We start from the raw sequence: 9,407 nt of genomic DNA, 5'->3' as shown, positions 1-9,407 counted from the left end.
CGCCTGAGTCTGCCGCAGACGAACAAGAAGCGGAAGAAAAGCTTGCACATCAAGCGCTCCAACAGATGCAGGAAGAACTAGCACGATTAAAGGAAGAAGCGCAAACCAGCATTCATCAATTAGAGGCTGAAAAGGAAGCGTTGGAAGAAAAGCTTGCCTTGGAACAGACGAGACGGTCAGATGAATTGAGCGAACGAGACGAGGAGTGGCAGACAAAGCTTGCCGAACTCCATGAGGAAAAGAAAGAAACTGAGTCAACGATCGCTCATCTCCAGCAACAAGTAGAAGAAAAAGAACAAGAAGTAACAGCGACTATCGATCGACTTCGGGCAGAGGAAGCGGAGAAGGACGCAGCCGCGGCAGTGAATCTGAAGGAGCTGACGCAACAGCTTAAGGAGTATCAACGGAAATATCAGGATTCGCAGGCAGAAAATCGTGAAAAAGAAAAAAAGCTGGCTCAGATCAGCACAGAAGCAGCGAACGCGAAAGAAGTCGTCCAGCAGCTGGAAGTACAGTACAGCGAATTGGAACAAGACTATCAACAGTTACATACCATCAATCAAAAGAGCGAAACGAAACTAAGTGAGCTTCGTGAGGAGAATGACACCTTGCTTGAACTGTTGGAGGAAAAGGAACAAGAAATCGATGTTGAGCTGACACGTCTCAGAGAAGACAATGCCAAGTACCGGCAGACGATTCAACAACTAAAGGAACAAGTCGCTCAAAAGCTTAAAAATGCATTGGAGGAATCACACATGGATGTTGGGGAACAAGGGCAAATGCCAGAGGAATATGTACAAGATTCAGAAGAAACCACTGAAAATATGGAGCAGTTAGCAGCCGAGAAAGAAGCCCTTAACAGCGCCCTGTTCGATGCTCACGAAGAGATTGCGAAGCTGGAAGAAAAGACGCGTGTGCTGGAGCAGCTGGAAGCTGAAAAAGAGCGGCTGGCGAGTCGCTTGGCAGATGCGCAGATCGAATTAAGCAAGCTGCGAGAACAAAAGGCTAATGAAGAAAGTCTTGAGCTGATCCAAGCGAAGAAGCAAGTCGATGAGCTGGTGGAGAAGAACGAGCAGCTCAAAAAAGAAGTCCTGCAATCCCAACAGGAAATCGGGGAGGTGCTGATCTCAGCGAAGAAGCAGGCGAACCGTACCGTGGAAGAAGCGCAGGTGGAAGCAAAGCACATGATCAGCTCAGCGGAATTGGAATTAGAAAACATCAGCAACCGGGCGAAAAAAATTCTGATCGAAGTCTCGGAATCACGGAAGAATGTGCTTTCGATCTATGATGATCTGGAATTTAAGGTCGAGGCCTTATCGAACGGAACGCTGTTAAAAGAGATAAAGAAAAACAAACAGGATCAGAAACTGTCCGATTATTTTGATTAGCAGTGAAACGAAACTAGAGAGAGAAAAGGGGATACGAACATTTTGATCATAAATTGGCTAAGTATCGCACTGGTCATCTTGATACTCATTGTTTGGTTTCGACGAATGATCATCAAGGTGCAGCTGCAGCGGCTTCAGGTACCGCCGAATACGCCGTTGTCCTTCCAGAGAAAGCTGGAATATGTCAAACAAGCCGAACAGGAAAAGCACGTGTCAGCCTTGTTATTCCTCACGCTCTTTTTATCGGCAGGCCTGTTGTTGACTACCTACGGCCTGTTTCAAATGGAGGATCAGCTGCATGTCGTCACGGAACGAACCAATCAGTTAAAAGACGAGCTGTATACGTTAAAAAAAGAACAGAAGCAACTGATCAATAAAATGCCTATCAAAGATTACCCTGCGAAGGGCATCGGGTTAAAGGAGTATCCATGGGAGAAACTATTCTCAGACGAAAATCGTGAGAAGCAATACGAGATCGAGAGTGACCTGTCAACGAAGGTGAGCCCGTATTTTGGGTTGTCTACTACCTTGATCGTGTTGGATATTCCGACACAGACACTGAATATCGCGTTGGCTGGTGATTCTGGCAGTGAGGAGAATCGCCAACAAATCAAGGACAACGTCAAGGCATTCGCCAAGGAAGCGAAGGATATTTCCAAATTGACCCAGATCACCTTCCAGATGAACCTAATGAATGATAAGAACAAGAAAAAGACCTATAGCTGTACATTTTCTCGTGAGAAAGCCGACGAAGAATTTTCATTGATCCAAGAAGAAGAGTAAAAAAAAGAGGAGTGGGAGTCAGTATGAACGCACAACAAAAGAAGAATGGCTGGTTTTTCAATAAGAATATCATCGACGAAATCAATTCTGTTCCAGAAGAAGAGATCATGATTGACGAACAACCAAATCCCCCAGCGGAAGGTCCGGCCAAAAAGCAAAGTGAAGAGCTTGCGGAGCTGAAACGGTTAATCACCGAAAAGGATGACTTGATCGAACAAGGCAAAAAGGAACATGGACTGGAAAAGCAGCGCTTACTCAAGGAAAATGACAAATACAAGCAGGCGCTTCTGCGAACAGGAGAGGAAAAAGCTGAGAATCGTCGCCAGATCCAAGACTTGGAATCTGAGGTTCGACGAAATCGGCAAGAGATTCAGCGCTTGCAAGAAAATAAAGAGACAGGCTATTTGAAGGAACAATTGGATCAGGCGGAAGAAGAGGCAGCGAACTTGAAAGCCGCTTTGGAAGCTCATCAGACCGTCGAAGAGGAGCTGAAAGAGGCCAAGCAGCAGATTCATGCGTTCGCTATGAGTCAAAAAGAAGGCGAACGCCAGTATCAAGAGGCGGTTCAGCAAATCGAGCGCGAAATGGCTACGCTTGCTGCTGATCTGGCGAAAAAGGAAGAATTGGTGGTCCAACTGGATCAATTGATCGCAGATAAGGATCAACAAATTCTGGAAAAGGAAGAGCTTGTTCAGCAAGTGCTCGCGGATCAGAAGCATCAGGAGTCTGTGATCGAAAGCGAGCATATCGAAAAGCTGCAACAACAGCTTGCGACGCTTCAAAACGAGAACGAGCAGTTGAAGCAAGAAGCGATCCATTCGCAGCATGAAATCGGTGAAGTCCTGATTTCCGCTCGCCGCCAGGCCAATCGGATGGTGGAAAAGGCGAAGATGGACGCCCAGCGCATCGTCAAGGATTCAGAGGCAGAACTGCAGACGATCCATGATCGGGCCAAAGAAATCTCGTGTGAAGTCGATGAATCCCGTCAAACAATCATGAGCATCTATGAAGAGCTGAAGAGCCGAGTGGATCAATTGGCCCAGAGTAATGTGCCGGATTTAGAAGAAATCAAAGGACGCTATGACTATCCGAAGGTCTCTGTGATCGCTCGCAAAGAGTTTCAGTAAACGCAATCGGGGAGGGCAGCAACGGCCCTTCTCCAGATACATAGTGCTTCAGTAGTCGAAGGAAGCCTGATTATCAGTAGGGTTTAACCAAAAAGGGGAGATTAGCATGAATCAAATCTTGATTCTGACGAAAAATATTTTAGCTGAGCAGGAGATTCAGCAAAAGCTGCAGGCATTGAATTATGAAGTGTATTGTTCCGCGCGAATGCTCGAAACCAGCCGCCAGCAAGTCGAGATGTTGGAGTTTTTCAACTTTTTTCAGTATGTCATTTTGAGTGAAACGATTTGTGAATCAGAAGTAATGGAGCTCGTACCGCTGTTGCGAAAGCAGCCCATCCGTATCATTCGAAAAGTGGAGGCTAAGGTGACTGAAATGGATCATCAGTACTTAGAAGAGGAGCTCCTTCACGCGATCATCTCAAATGAGGACTCCGTTGATGAATTGCGGGAGTGCTTGTCTAATTTGAAGCAGCAGAAAAATGAACTTGCCTATGAGAATAGGAACTACGTCCAATTATCGGATAAGGTTTCCTTGATTCGTCCCAATGTTCTGCACAAGGGACTCACGAATCCAGAGGATAATTATCAATTTTTAGAAGTCCTGCATCATCTGTCCACGACAGAAACGAGGATTCTGTCTATCTTGCTTCACGCGGGAAACAAGGTGGTTACCCGCGAAACGATCTGTCATCAAATTTGGAATGAAGACGTCAATAAGTCGCATCTGGCCTCACTATCCAGTACGGTTACCCGCATCAAAACCAAGTTTGAAGCGACGAATCTAACCAACAAGGCGATCCAAACATTATGGGGCAAAGGCTATCGGATCAATCCCGAGCTGTTAGACCGCATCAATAAAAACGATACCCTTCATACCCTCGTTTCAAATGGCTAGTGACCATATAAATGAGTGATTAAAAGAATCCCTATAGAGCGTCGTATCTGATTGCAGATTCGACGCTTTTCGTGTTGGTTCAATCGTTTCATAGATTGGAAATTCATTTCTTTTTAACGTTAATTTCTGTCTTTTTTTGTTGAAATAGCAGAAAATAAAAAGAAAATGAGAATAAAGTTTGAATATTTCGTGAAGGATTGTTATCATTTCATTTGTAAGCGTTTCAAACTGAAGGAGATGATTTTTTGAAAAGGTCGAGTGTCATAAAAAGTGCGGTAACATTATTTACAGTTTTAGGTTTTACTTTGCCGTCAGGCTTAGCGGCAGCCGAAACAATCACCAGTGAGCTGAATAGTACGATAAGCAGTCAAGCAAGTAAAACAATAGATAGCACCACCAGTGTCGCAAGCAGTGAGGATACGAGCAGTCCATCAGCAGAAGCCACCACTGAGAGCAGTTCTGCTGAGGAAGAAGCAGCAACTATTCCAATCCAAATGTTGGGGATCAATGATTTTCACGGTGCGTTGAGTACCACGGGAAGTTATTATGGTGCAGACGGCTCAAAAATATCTGGCGCTGGAACGGCAGCGTTATTAGCCGGATACTTTAACCAGGCAGAATCGAAGTTTCTGGCTGATAATAATGAAGGGAAAAGTCTTCGTGTCCAGGCCGGCGACATGGTGGGCGCAAGTCCTGCCAATTCTGGTTTGCTGCAGGATCAGCCAACGATGCGAATTCTAAATCAAATGAAATTTGACGTTGGAACGTTAGGAAACCACGAATTTGATGAAGGATTAGGAGAGTTTAATCGTATTCTGACTGGAACGAAGCCAGATGAGGGTTCAGGCTTCTATGACATCGTGAATCAGTATAATAAAGACTATCCCCAGGAACAATTAATGGGCGGCTTTGATATCGTCATCGCAAATGTTCATGAGGAAAATGGTAGTATTCCTTTTGGTTGGCGGCCGTATATTATCAAAAATGTTGGGACTGAATCGGAACCAATAAACATCGGATTTATTGGTGTTGTTACGACTGAGATTCCCAATTTGGTTTTAGCTGAACATCATAAGGATTATACGTTTACTGATCCAGCGGAAGAAATCGCGAAGTATTCCAAGGAGTTAGTTGATCAAAAAGTGAATGCGATCGTTGTACTTGGTCATACACCATCTGTCCAAGGCGCTGGTGAAAGTGTCAGTGGAGAGACCGCTGAGATTATGAACAAAGTGAATCAAGCGAATCCGAATAACAGCGTGGATGCGTTCTTTGCTGGACATAATCATGTCTATACGAATGGGGTTGTTGGAAATACCCGAATCGTTCAATCAACTTCACAAGGTAAAGGTTATATCGATTTGCAGGGAGAATACGATACAACTACACAAGACTTTGCGACCACACCAAAAGCAACAGTTAGTCCAGTGATTCCAGCTGATGGCATTACACCTGACTCAGCGGTACAAGGAATTGTCGCGGATGCGGACAGTCGCGTGAAAGAAGTGACCGACAAAAAAATCGGAACGGCCGATAAAGCAGAAGACATCACTCGAACAGCCAACGAGATGGGAGAATCTCCTGTCGGTAATCTTGTGACAGACGCGCAAGTATACATGGCTGAGAAAAAAGGACAGCCGGTTGATTTTGCCATGACGAATAACGGCGGTATCCGAGATGATTTAAAGGTGAAGTCAGACTCATCGATTACTTGGGGCGCCGCGCAGGCTGTTCAACCCTTTGGGAATATCATGCAGATCGTCGAAATGACAGGACAGCAAATCGAAAATGTGTTGAATCAGCAGAGCAGTAAGTATTTCCTTCAAGTCTCTGGTTTAAAATATACAGTAGAAAAAAATCCTGATGCCAGTGACGCAGACCATCCTTATGTGGTTAAAGAGTTAACAAAATCAGACGGCACAGCGCTTAAGGCGAATGAAACCTATAAATTGATCATCAACGACTTCCTATATGGCGGAGGCGATGGGTTCTCTGAATTCACCAATGCGAATCTGGTTGGTGCCTTAGACCCTGATACAGAAACATTTATCGGGTATATCGAAGATTTGGAAGCAAATGGCAAGAAAGTTTCGGCTGCCATCGAAGGGCGCAAAACGTTAGCGGCAATCGATCCAGCGGCAGAAGAAACTGAAAAGATAAAAGCAGAGACCGAATTGGCTGATTACCATGAAGGGGACAGCTATTTCACTGGAAAAACGATCCCTAACGGTGAAGTGACGATTGCACTAGCTAAGGCACGCGCAATGGGTCCGGTGAAAGGAACGGCTGATAAAGATGGAAACATCAAGATTGCTATAGATCAGCTAGGCTTGACAGAAGGCCAGAAGCTAACAGTGAGCATCGAAGGCGAAAATGGCGGTAAAGCGGAATTTTCAATGACGGTTTTAGCGATGGCAACAAGCAGCACAACATCAGATTCATCGACAGAGCCGACAACAAGCAGCACAACGTCAGATTCATCGACAGAGCCGACAACAAGCAGCACAACGTCAGATTCATCGACTGAGCCAACAACAAGCAGCACAACGTCGGACTCATCGACAGAACCAACAACAGTCCCTGATCCAAGCATAGCGGAAACGAAATTGATTAAAGAAAAAACTAAGTTAGATGAACTGTATGAAGGAGATGCATACTTATCTGGTGTGACGATTCCAAATGCAACGATTGAAGTCGCTGTTCCAGATGCTGGAAATGAGAAAGCAGCCGAAGCAGTACCGCAGGCAAAAATTGCTGTGCAGGCCGAAGCTCCGCAAACCTCTGATGCAGAGGGCAAGTTCAAAATTGATGTACAAAATATGAATTTGCAGGCTGGACAGTCTGTTGTGGTCAATGTGACAGGGCCAAACGGCGGATCAGCAGGTTTCTGGAAGACAGTTGCAGCAAAATCAGGAACCAATCCGGCCGCAGATGCGGAAACAGAAAAGATCAAGAAAGAAACAAAGCTGGCGAATATTTATGAAGGGGATACACAGCTGACAGGGAAGACGATCGCAGAGGCGACGATTGATGTGTCCATTGCAAAAAGTGAGAATTTTGCATTAGGAAAATCAGATGTAAATGGAAATATCCTTCTGGATGTCAAAGAGTTGGATGTGAAAAAGGATCAAAAAGTTATCGTTACTATCATAGGGCCAAGCGGTGGCAGGGCAGTGTTTGAGAAGACAGTACTTGGAAAGATCGTTGCTTCAAACGTGAACACGCAAACACCAAGCACCACTGGTTGGATCGATAGTACGATTGGAAAAATCTATCCGAAAACGGGTGAGGGCAAACAACCGATTTTGGTCCTGCTGGGCATAGTAACTTTAGGCGCCAGCGGATGGATCTATTTCAAGAAAAGATAATGAATGGAGTTAGGGCCGAATCCGCTTGTGGATTCGGCTTTTCTGCTGAAAAACAAAGCACCGACTTCTTTTTTTCAAAAGAGCCGGTGCTTTTGTGTTTTTCTTTATCTGTTACTTACTACTTGCCCTTCGCCATCTTTGTATCGTTTGCGTCAATAATTTTCTTAAAATCGGCGTTAGCAATAAATAGAACGCAACATTCCCCACCGCATGCATGACGTCCGTGGGAACGCCTGCTAGATAATAGGGCAAGAAAGCAGAGATGCCAAAAAAGGGCGCCTGAATAGCAGAAATAAACAAACCAAATAATAGACCGGTTATTCCTGCGTAGATTGCTTGTACAAGGATGCTATTCTTGAATGCAGGCAGCTTCTTCAATAGGCCTGTCAAAAAGATGATCAAAAAATAAGTGACAATTTGCGCAACAGTCCATATTCCCATACCCATATAAAAATTGGTGATCAGAATGGAGAGAACACTGACGATCAATCCTTGATAAACGCCCCAATAGATCGTAATGATCAACAATATTGCTGTAACGGGCTGAACATTTACAATAAATTGAAAAAAGGAACGGCTGACGACGCACAGTGCGATCATCATTGACAGCAGGCTCAATTCTTTGACTCCTAGTGCAAAGAAAGAATAGACCTTGCTATTAGAATTGTTCAAGCTTGAACACCACACGATCCCCATCCTTCAACACAACATCTTTTGCGCCAGAATTTACTTGCTCATCGTTAATCGTGAATACCCAATACTTTTTATTTTTTTCGTCTTGGGCGTGACCGTCAATCGAGCTTATCATTCCGTCATTATCCTCAATCTCATAATTCTTCTCGAGTACATCAAATAATTTTTCCCCATCTTGAAAAGCAATTTCTTTTTTCGACAGCTCTTTGTCTCCATCTAATAGAGTAATCGTGGATGTCACTTCGGCTTTTTTACTGCTGGATACTTCTTCCTTGGTCGTTGATTTATCAGTTGAATCTGCTTCCTTTGTTGTGCAGCCGCTAAATGCCAATAGGCTCGCTAGTAGTGTAAAGACTAAAATTTTTTTCTTCATGTGAGATTCTCCTCTTTTGTTGTGGATTAATAAAAAAGACGCCCTGAAATAAAAGGCGTCTAAAAAAGCTTGAAGCAAACGACCCTGATATTGCTTGTTCTTCTCAACCAAGATTAGTGTCTGACTTTGCGTAAAGCATTTACAGTAGAAAGGGGCTGTAAAGGAATTTCACCTTTTTCCTAATCCTTGATTGAAATCTATTTAATTTTTAAAAACATGGTCACTATTACGATAGAATACCTCAGTTTCGCTTTTTTGAGTATTGGTGTAGCGCGCGATCATGAAAAGATAGTCGGATAAACGATTAATAAAGACGTACGCATGAGTATTGATCTCCTCTTGCTCCATCAATGTAACGATCCGGCGCTCGACTTTCCGGCAGACGGCTCGAGCGTAATGAAGCCAGGATGCTAAGGGATTTCCACCGGGCAAGATGAATTTCTCGATAGCCGGTGTCTTTTCAGTATACCAATCGATTTGATTTTCCAACCATTTTGCCGCATCTGCTGTGATACGCAAGGGGAAATCTTTTTCTAAATTTGCCAGATCCGTTCCTACATCAAACAATAAGTGCTGAATCTCAACGAGTTCATCCGCTAATTTCTTGAACATCTCCTGCTCTGTATCTAGCTGACTGATGATTAAACCGATTAGTGAGTTTAATTCGTCTACTTCTCCATAGGCTTCGATACGTGGAGAATTTTTCATCAGACGGGGACGGCCAATAGCGCTGGTTTTTCCTTTGTCGCCACTTCGAGTATAGACTTTCATTGCAACAAG

Annotated in this window: 8 protein-coding genes and 1 riboswitch; of the genes, 5 read left to right on the top strand and 3 right to left on the bottom strand. The window is 44.2% G+C overall.

Going from position 1 to position 9,407, the window contains the following annotated elements; translation table 11 throughout:
- The 5 genes from JZO85_RS19315 to JZO85_RS19295 form a co-directional block, all read left to right on the top strand.
- On the top strand, nucleotides 1-1,388 hold a 1,388-nt coding region (locus tag JZO85_RS19315), incomplete at its 5' end, for a coiled-coil domain-containing protein (RefSeq protein WP_207110150.1).
- Between the two features lie 42 nt (nucleotides 1,389-1,430).
- Nucleotides 1,431-2,171: a hypothetical protein gene (locus JZO85_RS19310; RefSeq protein WP_242550447.1), complete on the top strand. Its 741-nt coding sequence runs from the start codon at nucleotides 1,431-1,433 to the stop codon at nucleotides 2,169-2,171.
- A 23-nt stretch (nucleotides 2,172-2,194) separates the two neighbouring features.
- Nucleotides 2,195-3,298, top strand: a complete 1,104-nt coding sequence (locus JZO85_RS19305) for a coiled-coil domain-containing protein (RefSeq protein ID WP_207110149.1) — start codon at nucleotides 2,195-2,197, stop codon at nucleotides 3,296-3,298.
- A 106-nt stretch (nucleotides 3,299-3,404) separates the two neighbouring features.
- A complete protein-coding gene (locus JZO85_RS19300) occupies nucleotides 3,405-4,193 on the top strand; it encodes a helix-turn-helix domain-containing protein (protein ID WP_207110148.1) in 789 nt (262 codons plus the stop codon).
- A 245-nt stretch (nucleotides 4,194-4,438) separates the two neighbouring features.
- Nucleotides 4,439-7,561, top strand: coding sequence for a bifunctional metallophosphatase/5'-nucleotidase (locus JZO85_RS19295; protein ID WP_207110147.1), 3,123 nt, complete (start codon nucleotides 4,439-4,441; stop codon nucleotides 7,559-7,561).
- Nucleotides 7,562-7,672: 111 nt separating this feature from the next.
- On the opposite strand, the gene JZO85_RS19290 is transcribed toward JZO85_RS19295, so the two are convergent.
- From JZO85_RS19290 to JZO85_RS19280, 3 genes are all read right to left on the bottom strand, one after another.
- Nucleotides 7,673-8,257 carry an ECF transporter S component gene (locus JZO85_RS19290; protein WP_207110146.1) on the bottom strand — a complete coding sequence of 195 codons (585 nt, stop codon included), beginning with the start codon at nucleotides 8,255-8,257 and terminating at the stop codon, nucleotides 7,673-7,675.
- Nucleotides 8,220-8,627: a DUF4430 domain-containing protein gene (locus tag JZO85_RS19285; protein WP_207110145.1), complete on the bottom strand. Its 408-nt coding sequence runs from the start codon at nucleotides 8,625-8,627 to the stop codon at nucleotides 8,220-8,222. Before JZO85_RS19285 ends, JZO85_RS19290 begins: the two co-directional genes overlap by 38 nt.
- A gap of 94 nt (nucleotides 8,628-8,721) precedes the next feature.
- Nucleotides 8,722-8,861, bottom strand: a riboswitch (cobalamin riboswitch).
- Complete coding sequence (locus JZO85_RS19280; RefSeq protein WP_207110144.1) at nucleotides 8,829-9,398, bottom strand: cob(I)yrinic acid a,c-diamide adenosyltransferase; 570 nt, start codon at nucleotides 9,396-9,398, stop codon at nucleotides 8,829-8,831. (Overlaps the previous riboswitch by 33 nt.)
- Between the last annotated feature and the right edge of the window lie 9 nt (nucleotides 9,399-9,407).

Origin of the sequence: Candidatus Enterococcus murrayae, assembly GCF_017315985.1 — a bacterium.
GTDB classification, from domain to species: domain Bacteria; phylum Bacillota; class Bacilli; order Lactobacillales; family Enterococcaceae; genus Enterococcus_A; species Enterococcus_A murrayae.
The sequence above is the reverse complement of the archived record's forward strand: the minus strand, read 5'-3'. Positions and strand labels throughout refer to the sequence as shown.

Coding starts and splice junctions, on each gene's coding strand:
- JZO85_RS19305 (WP_207110149.1), top strand. CDS start 2,195: ATGAACGCACAACAAAAGAAGAATGGCTGGTTTTTCAATAAGAATATC.
- JZO85_RS19300 (WP_207110148.1), top strand. CDS start 3,405: ATGAATCAAATCTTGATTCTGACGAAAAATATTTTAGCTGAGCAGGAG.
- JZO85_RS19290 (WP_207110146.1), bottom strand. CDS start 8,257: ATGGGGATCGTGTGGTGTTCAAGCTTGAACAATTCTAATAGCAAGGTC.
- JZO85_RS19285 (WP_207110145.1), bottom strand. CDS start 8,627: ATGAAGAAAAAAATTTTAGTCTTTACACTACTAGCGAGCCTATTGGCA.
- JZO85_RS19280 (WP_207110144.1), bottom strand. CDS start 9,398: ATGAAAGTCTATACTCGAAGTGGCGACAAAGGAAAAACCAGCGCTATT.